Annotated in this window: 15 protein-coding genes; 8 read left to right on the top strand and 7 right to left on the bottom strand. The window is 68.7% G+C overall.

Going from position 1 to position 17,378, the window contains the following annotated elements; genetic code table 11:
* Positions 1–36: 36 nt before the first annotated feature.
* The gene (locus AC07OA_RS16695) at positions 37–2,502 is read right to left on the bottom strand and encodes a TonB-dependent siderophore receptor (protein ID WP_494664931.1); all 2,466 of its coding nucleotides are present in this window, start codon (positions 2,500–2,502) and stop codon (positions 37–39) included.
* Between the two features lie 251 nt (positions 2,503–2,753).
* Positions 2,754–3,437, bottom strand: a complete 684-nt coding sequence (locus tag AC07OA_RS16690) for a hemerythrin domain-containing protein (protein ID WP_494664930.1) — start codon at positions 3,435–3,437, stop codon at positions 2,754–2,756.
* A gap of 168 nt (positions 3,438–3,605) precedes the next feature.
* On the opposite strand from AC07OA_RS16690, the gene AC07OA_RS16685 reads away from it, so the two are divergent.
* A complete protein-coding gene (locus AC07OA_RS16685; protein WP_494664929.1) occupies positions 3,606–4,079 on the top strand; it encodes a hypothetical protein in 474 nt (157 codons plus the stop codon).
* Entirely contained in the window at positions 4,076–5,407 is a 1,332-nt protein-coding gene (locus tag AC07OA_RS16680; RefSeq protein WP_494664928.1) for a GAF domain-containing protein, read from the top strand. The genes AC07OA_RS16685 and AC07OA_RS16680 overlap by 4 nt, the downstream gene beginning before the upstream one ends.
* On the opposite strand, the gene AC07OA_RS16675 is transcribed toward AC07OA_RS16680, so the two are convergent.
* Positions 5,404–5,556 (bottom strand): hypothetical protein, encoded by a 153-nt coding sequence (locus AC07OA_RS16675; RefSeq protein ID WP_494664927.1) that lies wholly within the window; start codon positions 5,554–5,556, stop codon positions 5,404–5,406. The two genes, AC07OA_RS16680 and AC07OA_RS16675, sit on opposite strands and share 4 nt — an antisense overlap.
* Positions 5,557–5,691: 135 nt before the next feature.
* Here AC07OA_RS16675 and arsC point away from each other — a divergent pair, with 135 nt between their 5' ends.
* Together arsC and AC07OA_RS16665 are read left to right on the top strand one after the other, a co-directional pair.
* Complete coding sequence (gene arsC, locus AC07OA_RS16670; RefSeq protein ID WP_494664926.1) at positions 5,692–6,048, top strand: arsenate reductase (glutaredoxin); 357 nt, start codon at positions 5,692–5,694, stop codon at positions 6,046–6,048.
* A gap of 142 nt (positions 6,049–6,190) precedes the next feature.
* Positions 6,191–7,231 (top strand): substrate-binding domain-containing protein, encoded by a 1,041-nt coding sequence (locus AC07OA_RS16665; protein WP_494664925.1) that lies wholly within the window; start codon positions 6,191–6,193, stop codon positions 7,229–7,231.
* Positions 7,232–7,302: 71 nt separating this feature from the next.
* On the opposite strand, the gene AC07OA_RS16660 is transcribed toward AC07OA_RS16665, so the two are convergent.
* The 3 genes from AC07OA_RS16660 to AC07OA_RS16650 all read right to left on the bottom strand — a co-directional run bounded on the left by AC07OA_RS16660 (position 7,303) and on the right by AC07OA_RS16650 (position 9,900).
* The gene (locus tag AC07OA_RS16660; RefSeq protein ID WP_494664924.1) at positions 7,303–7,650 is read right to left on the bottom strand and encodes a hypothetical protein; all 348 of its coding nucleotides are present in this window, start codon (positions 7,648–7,650) and stop codon (positions 7,303–7,305) included.
* 29 nt (positions 7,651–7,679) lie between these two features.
* Positions 7,680–8,351, bottom strand: coding sequence for a peptidoglycan L,D-endopeptidase MepK (gene mepK / locus AC07OA_RS16655; protein ID WP_494664923.1), 672 nt, complete (start codon positions 8,349–8,351; stop codon positions 7,680–7,682).
* 145 nt (positions 8,352–8,496) lie between these two features.
* Positions 8,497–9,900, bottom strand: coding sequence for a L,D-transpeptidase family protein (locus tag AC07OA_RS16650; protein WP_494664990.1), 1,404 nt, complete (start codon positions 9,898–9,900; stop codon positions 8,497–8,499).
* 315 nt (positions 9,901–10,215) lie between these two features.
* On the opposite strand from AC07OA_RS16650, the gene AC07OA_RS16645 reads away from it, so the two are divergent.
* The 4 genes from AC07OA_RS16645 (at position 10,216) to AC07OA_RS16630 (ending at position 16,433) form a co-directional block, all read left to right on the top strand.
* Positions 10,216–11,280 (top strand): glycosyltransferase family 4 protein, encoded by a 1,065-nt coding sequence (locus AC07OA_RS16645; protein WP_494664922.1) that lies wholly within the window; start codon positions 10,216–10,218, stop codon positions 11,278–11,280.
* Positions 11,281–11,392: 112 nt separating this feature from the next.
* Positions 11,393–13,549, top strand: coding sequence for an amylo-alpha-1,6-glucosidase (locus AC07OA_RS16640; RefSeq protein WP_494664921.1), 2,157 nt, complete (start codon positions 11,393–11,395; stop codon positions 13,547–13,549).
* Positions 13,550–13,573: 24 nt separating this feature from the next.
* Positions 13,574–15,370, top strand: a complete 1,797-nt coding sequence (locus AC07OA_RS16635) for a glycoside hydrolase family 15 protein (RefSeq protein WP_494664920.1) — start codon at positions 13,574–13,576, stop codon at positions 15,368–15,370.
* A 40-nt stretch (positions 15,371–15,410) separates the two neighbouring features.
* Entirely contained in the window at positions 15,411–16,433 is a 1,023-nt protein-coding gene (locus AC07OA_RS16630) for an acyltransferase family protein (protein WP_494664919.1), read from the top strand.
* Here the strand turns inward: AC07OA_RS16630 and AC07OA_RS16625 are convergent.
* Positions 16,420–17,361, bottom strand: a complete 942-nt coding sequence (locus AC07OA_RS16625) for an alpha/beta fold hydrolase (protein WP_494664918.1) — start codon at positions 17,359–17,361, stop codon at positions 16,420–16,422. The two genes, AC07OA_RS16630 and AC07OA_RS16625, sit on opposite strands and share 14 nt — an antisense overlap.
* Positions 17,362–17,378 lie beyond the last annotated feature (17 nt).

The following is a 17,378-nucleotide window of genomic DNA, read 5'->3' as shown; positions in this document are numbered from 1 at the left end:
CGCGCCACCGTCTCCGGCGGCGCGGGACGGGGGGAACTAGAACTTGCGCGCCAGGGTCACGCGCCACTCGCGGCCCTTGCTGGGCAGCGCGCCGAGGTTGGCGTAGCTGTCGGCGTCGGGCGTGAAGTAGAGCTTGTCGAACAGGTTATCGATATTGGCGGTCACCGTGTACGGACCGTACTCGTAGTAGGCCGAGGCGCTGGCCACGTAGTAGGCCGGGTAGGTCACGGCGTTCTGGACGGTGCCCGAGGTCTTGGTCACGTGGGTGACGCCCAGCGTGCCGCCGACCTTGCCCCAGTCGTAGTCGTCGCTGGTGTAGGCGCCGTACAGGCTGACCACCGATTTCGGGATCAGGGTGTAGTCGTAGTCGCCGGCGCGGCCCGGCAGGCCGCTGAACGCCCAGACCACATAGGTGCCGCCGAAGGCCTGCGAACCCGGGACGCCGGCGGTGTACGCCGGGATGTACTGGAACGAGTTGTCCGGTCCCTTCACCGTGGTGTGCTGGGTGTTGCCCGAGAAGGTGAAGCTGAAGTTCTCGCTGGCCAGCCAGCGGACTTCCAGTTCCACGCCCTTGGCCCGAGTGCCGGTCGGCGTACCGGTGATGCCGGTCAGCTGGGTGCGGTTCTGACGGTAGCCCGCCAGCGAGCCGACCAGGGTGCCCTTGAGCCACTGGAACTTCACCCCGGCCTCGGCCAGGTCGCTGTTCGACAGCCAGGCGTCGCTGGCGTCGGCCACGAGGCTGGCGGCCACGTCGCCAGCCTGGCTCATCTCCAGGGCCGAGGCCTTGGCGTAGGTGATGTAGGGCATCACACCGCCCGGAGCCTTGTAGGTTGCGCTGGCGGTGTAGGTGAACTTGTCCTTGCCGGCCTTCTGCTCGCCCGCGACCTGGTAGCTGAGCACGCCGGTGTCGTGCGACTTGACGTCGTAGTCGTCCCAGCGGCCGCCGACCATCAGGTTCAGCTTCTCGGCGATCATGACGTCGGTCATGAAGAACACGCCCTTCTGCTGCCAGTCGGACTTGTTGTCGTTCTCCCAGGCCAGGCCCAGCACCCCGGCGCCGGTCTCGGTCGAGAACGGGCTGTCGATGATGTCGGTGGCCGTGGCGCCGTAGGCGATGTCGCGGCGGTCCAGGGCGATCACGCCGCTGTTGTAGCTTTCGCGGCGGCGACCCGAGAAATCGCGGTACGAGGCGCCGATGAACGACTTGGCGGTGACCAGGCCGTCGGCGAAGTCGTTGTCGAAGTTGTAGGTCAGGCGCGCTTCCCACACCGAGCTGTCGAACCAGGCCGGGTAGCCGTAGCTGACGAAGCGCTTGTTCTCCTGGTCGTCGTAGAACAGCTGGGCCTTGATGGTGCTGGTCGGCGACAGGGCCTTGGCCAGGTCGAAGTACAGGGTGTTGGTGTCGGTCTTCGAGAAGTCGGCAGGGCTGATGTAGACGGTGCGCGGCGACAGCTTCGTCGTGCCCACGCCGGTGTCCAGGATGTGGGCGGCGTTGGTGTTGTAGAAGTTGTAGTACGGGATGTAGAGCGGGTTGAACGCCGGGTCGTAGTAGTACGGGTTGGCGCTGTTGGCGCTGATCTCGTTCAGCGTCATGCGGCCGTTGCCGTCGCTGTCGACCAGGGTGGTGTCGCGACCGGTGGTGTAGGTCTGGTTGTCGATCAGGCTCTGGGTCAGGCGGTTCCAGCCGGGCGTCTGCACGTCGCCGTCCGAATGGTACTTCATGCCGCCGAACGCCGTCGACCAGCCGTTGCCCAGGTCGAAGTCGGCCGAGATCTCGCCGGTCTGACGACGCGGATAGATGCCCTTGTAGTAGCTGTGGCTGTCCTCGACCTCGCCGTAGGCGTAGACACCGCCGGTCACCGGTCCGAAGTTCACCGGCAGGCCCAGCTGGGCCGTGGCGTTCTTCTTGTTGTACGAGCCGTAGGTGGCCGTCACCTCGCCGGTCGGTTCGGAGAGGTAGCCGCCCTCGTTCTTGCCCGACTTCGGAATGAAGTTGAGCATGCCGCCCACCTTGCCCGAGCCGTAGATCGGGGTCGGCGGACCGCGCACGATCTGGATCTGGTCGGCCGCGCCGATGGGCGTGGAATAGGTGCCGCGGTTCTCGATGCGCTTGAAGCCGCGGAAGTAGTTCTCGGCCAGGGTGCCGCGAATGTTCAGCGCGCCGGGCACGCCGTAGAAGCTGGCGGTGTAGGTGCCGGGCGAGACGGCGGTCAGGCCGTCGATGGTCTCGATGCCGTAGCGCTGCAGCGTCGTGTCGGAAACGAAGCTGGCCGAGCGCGGCGTCTCCAGCAGCGGTTTATCGATGCCGAACACCGTGTTGTTGGGTCGGGTCTCGAGCAGTCCCGCCTTGTCCCGCGCCTTGACGATGATCTCGTCGACGGCGGTCGGCGTATCCGCCGGTTCGGGGTCGGCCGCGAAGGCTGCGCTAGGCGCGATGGCGGCGGACAGGGCGAGCAGAACAGCGACGGAAGATCCCGCCATCAAAAGCCGTTGGTTCGACATGACGTCCTCATTTCGAGGTCGTCGCGCCCATCACCCGCGGTGATTATCCCCAGGACGACGCCTCTTGAGAACGAGCATCACCCAGCCGCGCCGCTTCGCTCGGTCCCGGCTCTGACATTTTGAACGAAATGTCGTCACCGCTCGCTTCTTGCTCAGTCCGGAGCATTCCTAGCATCCCGAAGGTCAAGAAACTTGATCCAGCACGCACAAGGAGCCGCCAAAAGCGTTGCCGCTTGACCTGTTGTCCCGGCCTAGGCGGCCAGGCCGAGACGTTCCAGGTTCTCGATATCGTTGGCCCCCAGAGTCGCGCGCACCGCGTGCTCGAACACCGCGGCGAAGGCTTCCGGCGGAGCCCCGGCCTTCATACCGCCCAGCATTCCGGCCCGCTCGGCCGGGTTCATGGCCGGGATCATCATTCGCATGAAAGCGATGGTGTCCTCGGGCGAAAGGCTGCCGACGATGGTCATTTCCATCTCGATCAGCTCGTGGTCGCTGAACAGGGCGCAGAGGCGCGGCCAGGTGACCGTCTCTTCCTCGTGCATGTGAGCCAGGTCCTCGGCGACCAGCTGGGCGAACTCCAGATAAAGCGCCCTACCCGCCGTCGGACCGCCGCCGGCCTCGACGCCCCGGATGTGGTGTTCGACCTCCAGAAAGCGCATGCGGTGATGCACATGTTGGGCGTCCAGGCGCGCGGCGCCCTTCGGAGCCCGGGATTCCAGCGCCGGATGGATGTGGGCCTCCTCGTGGGCCAAGTGCTTGGCGGCCAAGCGCAGATGCTCGCGCAGATCGGCCAGCAGGGTCGACTGGTCGGCGACGTAGTCCGCCCAGCCCAGCCGTCCCAGCAGTTCGGCGTGGGCGCGGCGCAGGCCTTTGTGGATCGGGCCATAGATGTCGTGGCGCGGCGGGAACGCCGGCGGCGCGGGAAGGCTTTGCATGATGTCGGTCCTGGCTGACGTGCCCGCCGGCTTGGGCCGCGAGCGATGGCGGGGACCTCTAGCGACCGACGTTCGCCGGCTCATCCTAAATGGTTCCTAAGCGGCGGCTCCCGTTCCTAAAAGCGTCCTATTGCCTTAGGTTTTCCGTACCACCACAGGGGGAACGGCGTGCTGAACCGCGAGATGATCGGCTTCATCCAGGAACCGGTGATGATGATCCTGGCGGTCAAGGACGCGGCCGGCCGGCCCACCATCGCGCGCGGCGTGGGCGCGCGCGCCTCCGAAGCCGGCGATCTGGTGGACGTCTTCGTCTCCCGGGCCCAATGGCCGGACCTGGCGGCCGGCTGCGCGCCCGGCGCCGCCCTGGCCGTCACCTTCTGCCGGCCGGCCAACTATCGCACCTATCAGATCAAAGGTCCGGTGCTGGAGACCGGCGACATCGACCCCGAAGATCACGCCCTGGCGCGCCGGTACATGGAGACCATGCGCGCCACCCTGATCGCCCTGGGCGTTCGCGACCGCCAGATCGACTATTGGATCACCGATCGCGATCTCGTGCGGGTGCGGTTCGTCCCGACGGCCGCCTTCACCCAGACGCCCGGGCCAGACGCCGGCCGCATCCTGGCGGGCGCCCCGGCATGAAGCTCGCCGACCTGGCCGACGCGTTCGAAGGCGTGATCCCCTCGATCATCGCCACGCTGGACGCCGACGGCGTGCCCAACGTCTCGTACCTGTCGCAGGTGTTCCTGGTCGACGACCGGCACGTGGCGCTGTCGAACCAGTTCTTTTCCAAGACGGCGGCCAATGTCGGCCAGACGGGGCGCGCGGCCCTGCTGCTGGTCGACGGCCGCACCGGCGACCAGTTCGCCCTCGACCTGGCCTTCGACCGGACCGTGGACAGCGGCGAGTTGTTCGAACGGATGAGCGCGCACCTGCAGGCCCTCTGCGCCGGTCACGGCCGGGGCATGGAGGAGGTGATGCGCCTGCGCGGGGCGGACATCTATCGCGTGGAATCCCTGCGCCGGGCGCGGTCCTTCGTGTCGCCCGCGGCGCCGGAACCGGACCGCCCGACGCCCGCCGACCGGCTGTCGGCCACGACCCGGATCGCCCAGACCCTGGCCGCCCAGACCGACCCCGAGGCCGCCCTCGACACGACCCTGGACGCCTTGGTCCGCGAACTGGGCTTTTCCAACGCCATGGTCCTGGCGGTCGACGAGACCGGCCAGTCCCTGGCCGTCCTGGCCAGCCGAGGCTATCCGGCGGGCGGGGCGGGGTCGGAGATCGCCCTGGGCGTCGGGGCGATCGGCATCGCCGCCGAGACCGGCCGCGCCGTGCGGATCGCCGACCTCAGCCGCGGCCACCGGTTCGCCGGGGCGGCCTTGTCGAGCGCCGAACTCGACCGCCGGCGGATCATCCCCCTGCCCGGCCTGGCCGAGTCCCTGAGCCAGCTGGCCGCCCCCATGATCGTGCGGGGCGAGGTCAAGGGCGTGGTGTTCGTCGAGGCGGCGACACGTTTCGCCTTCACCGCCGAGGACGAGCAGGTCCTGAGCCTGGTCGCCGCCCAGCTGGCCGCTGGTCTGGCCGTCGCGCCCCGGGGCGTGGACCGCGAGGTCCAGACCACCGCCCCCACGCCCCGCGCCGGCGCGCCGTTCAAGGTCCGCTACTATCCGTTCGACGACAGCGTGTTCATCGACGAGGCCTATGCGATCAAGGGCGTGCCCGGGCGCCTGCTGCACCACTTCCTGCGCGCCTGGCTGGACGAAGGCCGCGCCGATTTCACCAATCGCGAGGTGCGGCTGGACGCGGCCCTGCGCCTGCCCGACCTGAAGGACAATCTGGAGACCCGCCTGATCCTGCTCAAGCGCCGCCTGGACGAGAAGGGCGCGCCGATCCGCCTGTCGCGACCGGGACGTGGCCTGATCCGACTGGAGGTGACAGGAATCCCGACCCTGGAAGTCGTGGACGCCTAGTTGGCGGCCGTGTTGATCCAGACGACGTCGCCCCGGTTCTGGTCGAGCGGCCAGGCGACGTTCCTGGCGCTGTTCCAGGCGGCCGTGACCAGGCCGAGCGTGATGATCGAAGCGAAGGTCAGGCTGCGTAGGGCGGCGTAAGCGGACATGATGGAATTTCCCTCTTCGCGGGAAACATCGGGCGCCAGGGTTGCCCGTTGGTTGACTTGACCGGTTAAACCGCCGCGACCGTCTGACGCGCGACGGTCTTTACATCGCCCGCCCCGACTGGTTCACCGAGCGACATGACCGACTTTCCCATCACCATCTTCCACAACCCCAACTGCGGCACGTCGCGCAACGTCGTGGCCATGGTCCGCGAGGCCGGCCACAAGCCGACGATCGTCGAGTACCTGAAGGCCGGCTGGACGCGCGACCAACTGGTCGACCTGCTGGCCCGGGCCGGGGCGACGCCGCGCGATTGGTTGCGGGTGCGCGGCACGCCGGCCGAGGAACTGGGCCTGACCGCTGCCGACGCGACCGACGACGCCATACTGGACGCCATGGTCGCCCACCCCATCCTGGTGGAGCGGCCGGTGGTGGCTACACCCAAGGGCGTGGCCCTGTGTCGCCCCAAGGAGCGCGTCCTGGACCTGATCTAGAGCCGAAGAAGGCGAGAAGGATCGTCCGCACACGGACGCTGTCGCAAATCTGTCGCCAAACTGTGACAAATGACAGCGGCACAGAACGTACAGTTTGTTCGTTCCCTCCTTCTCGCCCCCCTCGAAAGTAGGAAAGCTCCCTATGAAGACCCTGCTCGGCGCCACCGCGGCGCTCGGCCTGCTGGCCGGTGCGACCAACGCCCACGCCGCTCGCGATTTCGTCTGGGCCGCCGGTTCCTCCACCGTCTTCCCTTTCTCCACCCGCACCGCCGAGAACTTCGCCAAGAAGACCGGCAAGAAGTCGCCCAAGATCGAAAGCCTGGGCACCGGCGGCGGCATCAAGATGTTCTGCGGCGGCATGGGCGAGAAGTTCCCTGACATCGCCAACGCCTCGCGTCCGATGAAGAAGTCCGAGTTCGAGGCCTGCAAGGCCAAGGGCGTGACCAACATCGTCGAGCTGAAGATCGGCTTCGACGGCATCGTGGTGGCCATGGACAAGTCGGCCCCCGACTACAACTTCAAGATCGAGCACCTGTATCTGGGCCTGTCCCAGAACGCCCTGCGCGGCGGCCAATTCGTGGCCAACCCCTACAAGACCTGGAAAGACATCGGCGCCGGCCTGCCGGCCAACCGCATCCTGGTCTACGGCCCGCCGCCCACCTCGGGCACCCGCGACGCCTTCGTCGAACTGGCCATCGAGAACGGCGCCAAGAAGTTCCCGACCGCCAAGTCGCTGGCCGAGAGCGACGAGAAGGCCTTCAAGGCCAAGGTCGACCCGCTGCGGACCGACGGCGCCTGGGTGGACGCCGGCGAGAACGACAACGCCATCGTCGGCACCATCGAGAAGACCCCGGGCGCCCTGGGCGTGTTCGGCTACAGCTTCCTCGAAGAGAACGGCAACCGCATCAAGGGCGCCAGCGTCAACGGCGTGAAGCCCTCGGCCCAGACCATCGCCAGCGGCCAGTACCCGCTGTCGCGCTCGCTCTACATCTACGTCAAGAAGGACCAGGTCGGCGTGACCCCGGGCCTGAAGGAGTTCGTCGCCGAATTCGTGTCCGACGCGGCGACCGGTCGCGGCGGCTACCTGCAAGGCCGTGGCCTGATCCCCCTGCCCCCGGCCCAGCACGAGGCCATGAAGGCCGCCGCTGGCAAGCTGACGCCGATGGCCGCGCCGAAGTCGTAAGACTTAGCGCCCGCGCAAAGGAAAAGGCCCCGGATCGCTCCGGGGCCTTTTTTTCGTGTCCGAGGACGAACTCAGTTGGTCGGCTGCTCGGCCCGCGAGGTCATGCCGGCGGCGGCGGCGTCGTCGGCCATCTGGGCGTCGACCGGCGGCTGAGGCGCAGCGTCCGGGGCCGGGACGGTGGCGACCGGCGTCGGCGGGGTTTCGGGCTTGGGCGCGCCGGCCAGGGCGGCGGGACGCACGGCGGCCGCCGCGGCGGCGTCATCGGCGGCCGTGCGGATCTCGCTGGGGCCGTCTTCGTAGCCGTGATTGACATTCATCGAGCTGGCCACCAGCAGGACGCCGGCCGTGGCCACGGCGCCGACCAGGGCTCCCAGGAGAATCCATCCGAACGGGTTGCTCTTGCGTTCGGTCTTGGCCATCCGGGCTTTCCTCTGCTCTTGCGGCCCTCTTAGGAGCCGACCCAACGCCGGACTGGGCCGACGTCGACGTGGACGAAATTGCTGACGGGGTAGTAACCCACGCCACCCCGTCCGAGATCCAGGGCCGCGGCCCTCACCCGATCCAGGGAAACATCCTCCAGATAGAGATCGATGGCCTTGCCGTCCATGTGCAGGCTGCGTTTGGCGACTTCGCCGCTGCGCGCGTGCAACATCGCGTTGGTCTTGGGCGAGCGATAGCCCGAGATGATCTGGAAGTGCGACTTGGTCTCGGTCTTCTGGGCCACGGCCGCCAGGGTGTCGAACAGCTCTGGATGCATCGAATAGACGTCGCCGGTGCGGTAGTCGCGCAGCACCTTGTCCAGGGCCTGGACCGCGTCGGGCACGTACTCGCCCTTCTCGAAATAGACCGCTTCCAGCTTTTCCTGGGTGTGGATGTTGTGCAGCTTCAGCCAGCGGGGCGCATGCGAGGCGGAACGCGACACGGGCGGCGGCGTTACCACCGGAGCGGCCGGAAGACCTTCGGCCGGCATGCCCTCGGGCAGGTCGGCCTGACGCTGCAGCAGATCGGCGATGGGATCGGAGATCCCCAGCTTCGCCTGGGCGAAGGCGGCCATCGGGCCGACCGCGCTGGCGCCGAGCACGCCGAGGCCAAGCCCCAACAGCTTGCGTCGTTCGATCATGATACGCTTCCCCGGACTGACCCCGCGAGACGCCCGAAGGCCTGGACCACCGCACTTGGCGGCCCTCACGCGAGCACTACAACGCCAGAGTCTTTCAGAAACGAAAAGACTGCGGCGGGGAAAAGGCCTTAACGAAAGCTCGGGGTCAAGCTGAGCCGGGGTTGGATGCGGCGATACGCTGCACCAGCAACTTATCCCAGCCGTACGGGTCGTCCCGGAAGTTCATCTGCCCGTCCGGGGTCATGTAGGCGGTCCAGTACAGCAGGAAGACGGCGATGGGCTGGACCAGTTGGGCGCGCACCGTCTTGCCCGCCGCGATGGTCGCATCGACCACGTCGGGGCTCCAGGCCGAGTCCGGCGACAGCAGCTGCTTGGCCAGCGGGATGGGCTTTTCCAGGCGCACGCAGCCGTGGCTGGCCAGGCGGCTGAAGCTGGCGAATTTCGAGCGGCTGGGGGTGTCGTGCAGATAGACGCCGTAGGGATTGTCGAAGTCGAACTTCACCAGGCCCAGAGCCGCCTTGGGCCCGGCCTTCTGCTGCAGTCGCGAGGTCCCCGCGCCCGTCGGAATGACGATGAAGTCGTTGCGGGCCAGATAGCCGGGATTGGCCCGCTCCTTGGGCCACAGTTCCTTGCTGGCGATCGACGAGGGCACGTTCCACGGCGGATTGAGCACGATCGAGTGGATCGTCGACGACAGCATCGGCGTCTCGTCGCCCGGCCGGCCGGTCACCGCCCGCATGGTCAGGTTCGGGGCGTCGGCGTGGAACACGCTCATCACGGCCGCGGCGATGTTGACCTGGATCCGGTCGGCCGGCAGTTGCTGGGGCAGCCAGCGCCAGCGCTCCATATTGGCCAGGATCTGGTCGATCCGCCGCTCGACGGGGACGTTCAGCGCCGCCAGCGTCGCCGGCCCCAGCCCGCCGTCGGGATTGAGGCCGAAACGCTTCTGGGCGCGCATCAGGGCCTGTTGCAGGGCCTCGTCGAACACCGGGGCCTTGTCGACGGCCACCGTGGCATCCTCGACGGCCAGGCGGGCCTCCAGCGCGGCGATACGCGGGTCGGCGGTCGCGCCCAGCTTCAGCGGCTCGCCGGCGGCGATGGGCTTCCATCCGCCCCGCGCGGCAATGTCGCGATAGGTCGCCAGGCCCTTCCGCAGGGTTTGGTAGCCGGTATAGGGCGGCGGCAGGCTGTCCAGCCACGGTCCCAGGCGGTCCTGGGCGACAGCCTGGACGAAGTCCGGACCCGGGTCGTAGGGCAAGGGGCGCAGGCCCCAGTCGTTGATGAAGCCGTCGGACGTCAGGCGGCCGGTGCGCACGGCCTTGGCGTAGCGCAGGGTCAGGCCGATCAGCTGGCCCTGGGCGCTCTGGCGCGTGGCCGCGTCGCGGGCGTTCAGGCCCGGCAGGACCGCGTCGGGCGCGAAGGCCGCCGGCTCGAAACCGTGGGTGAAGGCCTGGGCCAGGGTGCGGGTCAGCAGATCGACCTGGTCGGGCCGCAGGACCACGCTGGTGGGCGGCGGAACCAACGGCGCCGGCTGCTGCGGGGCCCTCACCAACGGAGGGTTCTGGACCTGGGCGGCCGCTCCCGAAATCGACAGAAGAGAAACCGCGCCGCCAAGCAGTGCGTCACGTTTTGTCCAGGACTTGATCACAGTCTAAGGGTCTCGCGCACGCTCGCACGCGGCCAGCCCGCGTACCTCCAGATGGACTTCACGATCGGGCCTCGTCAACGCCAGTATCGTGGAAGGCGAACGGTTAGGAGCCCTTCGGGTTTCTTTATTTTCCTTGCGGAACCCAAGGGCCACACTGGCGGTTTGATCTGACGCCGGGGCGTGGCTCGCGCCCTTCCAGCGCCAGGATTTCCGTCGATGAGAATCGCCCAGGTTCCGCCCCTGTACGAAGCCGTTCCGCCACGGTTCTACGGGGGCACCGAGCGGGTGGTGGCCCATCTCACCGACGCCCTGGTCGACCTCGGCCACGACGTCACCCTGTTCGCTTCGGGCGACGCCCGCACCAAGGCCGAGCTGGTGGTGGTGCGCGATCAGGCCATCCGCCTGGACCCCGCCCCGCTGAAGTCCGACCTGGCCGCCCACATGGCCATGCTGTCCGAAGTCCGCCGCCAGGCCGATCGCTTCGACGTGATCCACTTCCACACCGATATGATCCACTTCCCGATGTTCACGGACATGCCGGAGCGGACCCTGACCACCCTGCACGGACGCCTGGACCTGAAGGACCTGCCGGGCGTCTATCGCCGCTGGCCGCAGTTCCCCCTGGTGTCGATCTCGGACGACCAGCGCCATCCCCTGCCCTTCGCCAACTGGGCCGGCACGGTGCTGCACGGCATGGCCGAAGAGATCTATGATTTCCGTCCGAAAACCGAGGGTTACCTGGCGTTCCTCGGCCGCATCTCGCCGGAGAAGGGTCCCGACCGCGCCATCGCCATCGCCAAGCGCCTGGGCAAGAAGCTGAAGATCGCCGCCAAGATCGACGCGGCCGACCGCGCCTATTTCCACGCCGAGATCGAGCACCTGATGGACGACCCGCTGATCGAGTTCGTCGGCGAGATCGGCGACCATCAGAAGTCGGACTTCCTGGGCGGGGCCGACGCCCTGCTGTTCCCCATCGCCTGGCCCGAGCCGTTCGGCCTGGTGATGATCGAGGCCATGGCCTGCGGCACGCCGGTGATCGCCTACAACTGCGGCTCGGTGCCCGAGGTGATCGAGGACGGGGTGACCGGCTTCATCGTCGAGGACGAGGACGGCGCGGTGGCCGCCGCCCGGAGCCTGGACCGGATCGACCGCGCGGCGGTCCGCCGGCGGTTCGAGACCCGCTTCTCGGCCACCGCCATGGCTCATCGCTATCTGGATCTCTACGACCGGCTGGAGGAGGCGTCGGAGCCGCCTCGCCTGACCCTGGCCCAAAGCGCCTGACCGCGAACCGGCGCACGCGCGCCCTCTCGATCAGGCCTCAGCCCTTGGAACCCGCCCGTCGCCCCGGCGACGCGGCGGGCTTTCGACGGACCTAGCGCGAAAGGTCAAGTCCATGGACGACATGGCGCCGGCTCCCGCCGGCCTTCAGGAACAGGGCGAGACCGGCGAGCCGCGCGTGCCCTACCGGCTGTTCGCGTTGAAGGACAAGGACACCTTCCTGGTCGCCGACGCCTTCGGCGACGTGCTGGGCAAGGCCGACGGCCTGTTCCACGACGACACCCGCCTGCTGTCGAAGCTGCGCCTGCTGCTGGGCAACCGCTCGCCGGCCCTGCTGAGCGCGGCGGTGTCGCAGGACAACGTCTACTTCACCTCGCACTCGACCAACGAGCCCTTGCCCGCCCTGGGCGGCACGGCGGCTCCCCACGGCGCGATCCATGTGGAGCGCAAGCGCTTCCTGTGGGACCAGCGGCTGTACGAGCGCCTGCGCTTCGTCAACTACAGCCGCGACATGGTGATCCTGCCGGTCGGGCTGGAATACGACGCCGACTTCCACGACATGTTCGAGGTGCGCGGCTCCAAGCGGCCCGGCGGTCGGGGCCAGGTGCTGCCCGCCCAGTTGAACGGCCGCAGCGTCGCCTACGCCTATGACGGCCTGGACGGCGTGCGGCGCACCAGCATCGTCTCGTTCTCCGAACCGCCCGGACGGCTGGGTCCGCAACGGGCGGACTTCATGTTCATGCTGACGCCCGAGACCCACTTCGACCTCTATATCGAGGTGGGAACCGAGCATGCCCACGCGCCCAGCCGCGAGCGCTGGCGGGCGGCGGCGGCGCGGGCCCGGATCGACATGCGCAAGCGCCGGCGGCGCGGAGCGCGGCTGCACAGCTCGGGCCGCCTGTTCAACGACTGGCTGGAGAAGTCGCGCGCGGACCTGGCCCTGCTGACCACCGAGTTCGCCACCGGCCCCTACCCCTATGCCGGCATCCCCTGGTTCTCGACCCCGTTCGGCCGCGACGCCATCATCACCGCCTGGCAGGTGCTGTGGATCGAGCCCACCCTGGCCCGAGGCGTGCTGAGCTATCTGGCCGAGCACCAGGCCGAGGAGGTCAGCGCCTTCCGCGACAGCGCCCCCGGCAAGATCATGCACGAGACCCGCAAGGGCGAGATGACCGCGCTCGGTGAGCTGCCGTTCGGCCGCTACTACGGCGGGGTCGACACCACGCCGCTGTTCGTGGCCCTGGCCTGCGCCTATGCCGAACGGACCGGGGACCTGGCCTTCATCGAAAGCCTGTGGGAGCCGCTGATGGCGGCCATCGCCTGGATCGAGCATTTCGGCGACAGCGACGGCGACGGCCTGATCGACTACGCCCGGGGCCTGGACTCGGGCCTGTCGAACCAGAACTGGAAGGACAGCGAGGACAGCGTCTTCCACGAGGATGGCAAGTTCCCAGACGGTCCCATCGCCGTGGTCGAGGTGCAGGGCTACGCCTTCGCCGCCTTCAAGGGCATGGCCGACCTGGCCGAGCGGCGCGGCGAGCCGGAGAACGCCAAGCGCTGGCGGGCCAAGGCCGAGCACCTGCGCCAGCAGGTCGAGACCAAGTTCTGGATGGAGGACAAGGGCTTCTACGCCATGGCCATCGACGGCCACGGCAAGCCTTGTCGCGTGAAGGGCTCTAATCCCGGCCATCTGCTGTTCTGCGGCCTGCCCTCGCCCGACCGGGCCCGCAAAGTTGCCGAAACGCTGCTGTCGGCGGCGTTCCACAACGGCTTCGGCGTGCGGACCCTGGCCCAGGGCGAACCGCGCTTCAATCCGATGAGCTATCACAACGGGTCGGTCTGGCCGCACGACACGGCCATCTGCGCCATGGGCCTGGCCCGCTACGGCCAGCGCGACGGGGTGGTGGAGATGACCTCGGGCCTGTTCGAGACCGCTGCCCACTACGAGATGCGGCTACCGGAGCTGTTCTGCGGCTTCCCCCGCCAGCCGGGCGAGCCGCCGGTGGCCTATCCGGTGGCCTGCCTGCCCCAGGCCTGGGCGGCAGGCTCGGCCTTCATGATGCTGCAGGCGTGCCTGGGCATCACGGTCGACGGCTGGAAGGGCGAGATCCACCTGACCGATCCGCGCCTGCCCATCGGCATCGACCATCTGCAGATCGACGGCCTCGCCATCGGCGAGGCTTCCACCGACCTGACCTTCGAGCACATCGGCGCCCACGTGGCCGCCCATGCCAGCAAGACCTCGCAGGTGCCGATCCTCATCCGGCGCTGACATCAACGAACAGAGGCGCGCTCAATGCCCCAGAACCTCGACCTCTTCCCCATCGGCAACTGCGCGGTCAGCGCCCTGATCGACCGCTGCGGCCGCTTCGTCTGGGCCTGCGCCCCGCGCATCGACTCCGACCCGGTGTTCAGCTCGCTGCTGGGCGGCCAGGAGCCCGGCGATCCGACCGCCAAGGGCACCTGGGAGGTCGTGGTCGACGGGGCCAAGACCGTCGAGCAGGAATATCTGCGCAACACCCCGATCCTGCGCACGGTGATCACCGACGCCGACGGAGCCAGCGTCGAAGTCATCGACTTCGCCCCCCGCTACCAGCAGTACGGCCGCAGCTTCCGCCCCACCGCCTTCATCCGCCTGATCCGGCCGCTGACCAGCGTGGCGCGGATCACCATCCGCCTGCGCCCGACCGCCGCCTGGGGCGGGCGCATCGCCGAGAACACCCACGGCTCCAACCACATCCGCTACCTGTGCTCGGACATGACCCTGCGCCTGTCCACCGACGGGCCGGTCTCGCACGTACTGGAGGAGCGCACCTTCCGGCTGGAAAAGCCCATCGCCATGTACCTGGGCGCCGACGAGGGCTTCAACGCCGACATCGGGGCCACCTGCAACCGCATGCTGCAGCAGACCCAGGAATACTGGATGGACTGGGTGCGGGGCCTGGCCGTACCGCTGGACTACCAGGCCGCCGTGATCCGCGCCGCCATCACCCTGAAGCTCTGCATGCACGAGGAGACCGGGGCGATCGTGGCGGCCATGACCACCTCGATCCCCGAGCACGCCGACAGCGGCCGCAACTGGGACTACCGCTACTGCTGGCTGCGCGACGCCTACTACGTGGTCCAGGCGCTGAACCGGCTGGGCGCTGTCGACATCCTAGAGAACTATCTCGGCTACCTGCGCAACATCGTCGACCGGGCGGCCGGTGGTCATATTCAGCCGCTGTTCGGAGTGGGTTTCGAGCCGCAGCTGACAGAGCGCTTCGCCCCCGACCTGCCCGGCTATCGCGGCATGGGGCCGGTGCGGATCGGCAACCAGGCCTTCGAGCACCAGCAGCACGACGTCTACGGCCAGATCATCCTGTCCACCGTCCAGGCCTTCTTCGACGAGCGCCTCCTGCGGCCCGGCACGGTGGAGGACTTCCAGAACCTGGAGCCTGTCGGCGAGCGGGCCTTCCAACTGCACGACCAGCCCGACGCCAGCCTGTGGGAGTTCCGCGGCCGCGCCAACGTCCACACCTATTCGGCGGTGATGTGCTGGGCCGCCTGCGACCGCCTGGGCAACGCCGCCGCCAAGCTGGGCCTGGCCGACCGGGCCGAGTTCTGGAACGGCCGGGCCGCCAAGGTCCGCGAGACCATCGACAAGCGCGCCTGGAACGAGGGCCTGGGCCGCTTCGCCGCCACCTTCGAGGGCGACGAGTTGGACGCCAGCCTGCTGCAACTGGTCGACCTGCGCTTCATCGAGGCCAACGACCCGCGCAACGCCGCCACCGTGGCCGCCATCGAGGCGGGCCTGCGCAAAGGCTCCTACCTCCTGCGCTACGCCATCCCCGACGACTTCGGCGCCCCGCAGACGGCGTTCAACATCTGCACCTTCTGGCTGGTGGAGGCCCTCTACCTGGCCGGCCGCATCGAAGAAGCCCGCGACCTCTTCGAGGAGATGCTGGAGCGCCGCACCACCGCCGGCCTGCTGTCCGAGGATATCGGCTTCGTCGACGGCGAGCTGTGGGGCAACTACCCCCAGACCTACAGTCTGGTGGGCCTGATCAACTGCGCGGTGCTGCTCAGCCGGCCGTGGACGTCGGTTCGGTAGGCTCTTGCGAAACCGGCGACGATCCTGACAGAACCGCCGGGTGACGGAGAACAGAACACAACGCCTCGCCGCCCTGGACGGCCTGCGGGCCGTGGCGGCGCTGGGGGTGCTGGCCTATCACGTGGCCGACTGGTCGGGACGGCCGGGGCGGTTCGCCCACGGCTATCTGGCGGTGGATTTCTTCTTCTGTCTCAGCGGCTTCGTGCTGGCCCACGCCTTCGAGCGGCGCGACGTCTCGTGGCTGTCGTACCTGAAGATCCGGGTGGTGCGGATCTGGCCGCTGCTGGTGCTGTCGACCCTGATCGGGGCGGTGCTGACCTCGCGCCACAGCCCGCCGTTCTGGCCCAACCTGACCAAGGGCCTGCTGCTGGTCCCGCGCCTGGAGCATCCGGCCGAATGGACGTTCCCCACCCTCTTCCCGTTCAACCCGCCGGCTTGGTCGCTGTGCCTGGAGGTGATCGTCAGCGTCCTGTGGTTCCCGTTGCGGCGCGTCCCGGACATTGTCGTGGCCGCCATCGTCTTCTGCTCGGGGGCGGTGATGGTCTGGGTGGCCCTGGGCCTGAACGGGGTCGAGACCGGCTGGGACGAAGCCACCTTCTGGCTGGGCGTGGCGCGGGCCACGTTCGGTTTCAGCCTGGGCTGGGTATGCTGGCGCTATCGGGCGCTGGCGCCCAGGCCGCGCCTGTGGCTGCCGGCCGGCGCCCTGGCGGCCGCGATGTTCGTGCCGATCCTGCCCTGGGCCGGACCGTGGAACGGTGCCTACGACTTCGCCTGCGTGGTGGCGCTGTTCCCGCTGCTGGTGCTGACCGGCGCCCATGATCCCAAGGGCGCGGCGGGCGCCCTGTGCCGCGTGACGGGCGAGCTCTCCTATCCGCTCTACGCCCTGCACTGGGCGACCTGGGCGGTGATGCTGCGGCTCTATCCGGACGGCTGGAAGACCCTGCTACCGCTGTGGTTCTGCGCGGCGGCGATGCTGATCACGCCGGCGGTGGCTTGGGTGGCCTTCCGTTTCTACGACGCGCCGGTGCGGCGATGGCTGTCGCGGCCGCTTAGCAGCGGGTGACCCCGGCCGACGCCGACTCGCCATTCAGCCAGTCGGTCATCTCCGTCACATAGTGGCGCTGGGCGTCCAGGATCGAGGTGTGACTGGCCAGGGCGTCGACCACCGCCGAGCGGCAGGCCGCAGCCGCCGGGGCGACCTGGGCGGCGCGCCAGTCGCGGTCCAGGGCCCTGTCCGGCGTGCGGCTGGCGACGATCACCGCCACCGGGATCGAGGGCCGTAGGGGCGGCAGAGCGTCGACTTCGGGCAGGCCGGCCAGGAAGGCCCGTTCCTCCAGCAGCCCGGCCTGGATGCTGGTGCGCCCGGTCCAGGCCCGCTTGCGGCGCGCGGCGGCCTCGGCGGTCGGCGAGATGTCATCCATAAGGGGCACGAAGCGGGTCAGGCCCACGGCGCGGGCGATGGGCGTCAGCTCGGCCTGCCGCTCCTCGCGCTCCAGATCGGCCAGAGCCAGGGGGTGGTCCTTGACCTGAGTCCCCACCGCATCGACCAGCAAGAGCCCCGCCGTGCGTTCCGGCCACATCCGCGCGAAGGCCTCGACATAGAGCCCGCCGTTCGAATGACCCGCCAGGATCACCGGGGCGTCGCCGACCTCGCGCGCCACCAGCGCCTCCAGCCGGCGGGCGACGGCCACCGGCGAACGGTCCAGGTCGTGCAGAGCAGCCGTACCCATGCCGTCGCGGTCGTAGGCGCAGACCCGCTGGCGGGCCGAGAGCGCCTCGGCCACCAGCGACCAGTCGGCCGCCCCGCCGAACGCCCCCGCCTCGAGGATTACCGTCGGACGGTCGGTCTTGGCTCCGATGCACTCCAGTTGCCCCGTCGGCGTCGAGGCGGGCGCCCCGCCCGCGCTGACGCAGCTGCCCAGCGCCAGAACGGCCAGAACCAGCAGGCTCCTGGCCAGGCGACGCGAAGTGATAGACGAAACCCAGGACAAGCTACGCGGTTTCCGGC

This window comes from Caulobacter sp. GW821-FHT09B08 (genome assembly GCF_059418225.1).
Note: the sequence above shows the minus strand (reverse complement) of the source record. Positions and strands in the feature narration are given on the sequence as shown.

Coding starts and splice junctions, on each gene's coding strand:
- AC07OA_RS16695 (WP_494664931.1), bottom strand. CDS start 2,502: ATGTCGAACCAACGGCTTTTGATGGCGGGATCTTCCGTCGCTGTTCTG.
- AC07OA_RS16690 (WP_494664930.1), bottom strand. CDS start 3,437: ATGCAAAGCCTTCCCGCGCCGCCGGCGTTCCCGCCGCGCCACGACATC.
- AC07OA_RS16680 (WP_494664928.1), top strand. CDS start 4,076: ATGAAGCTCGCCGACCTGGCCGACGCGTTCGAAGGCGTGATCCCCTCG.
- AC07OA_RS16675 (WP_494664927.1), bottom strand. CDS start 5,556: ATGTCCGCTTACGCCGCCCTACGCAGCCTGACCTTCGCTTCGATCATC.
- arsC (WP_494664926.1), top strand. CDS start 5,692: ATGACCGACTTTCCCATCACCATCTTCCACAACCCCAACTGCGGCACG.
- AC07OA_RS16665 (WP_494664925.1), top strand. CDS start 6,191: ATGAAGACCCTGCTCGGCGCCACCGCGGCGCTCGGCCTGCTGGCCGGT.
- AC07OA_RS16660 (WP_494664924.1), bottom strand. CDS start 7,650: ATGGCCAAGACCGAACGCAAGAGCAACCCGTTCGGATGGATTCTCCTG.
- mepK (WP_494664923.1), bottom strand. CDS start 8,351: ATGATCGAACGACGCAAGCTGTTGGGGCTTGGCCTCGGCGTGCTCGGC.
- AC07OA_RS16645 (WP_494664922.1), top strand. CDS start 10,216: ATGAGAATCGCCCAGGTTCCGCCCCTGTACGAAGCCGTTCCGCCACGG.
- AC07OA_RS16640 (WP_494664921.1), top strand. CDS start 11,393: ATGGACGACATGGCGCCGGCTCCCGCCGGCCTTCAGGAACAGGGCGAG.
- AC07OA_RS16635 (WP_494664920.1), top strand. CDS start 13,574: ATGCCCCAGAACCTCGACCTCTTCCCCATCGGCAACTGCGCGGTCAGC.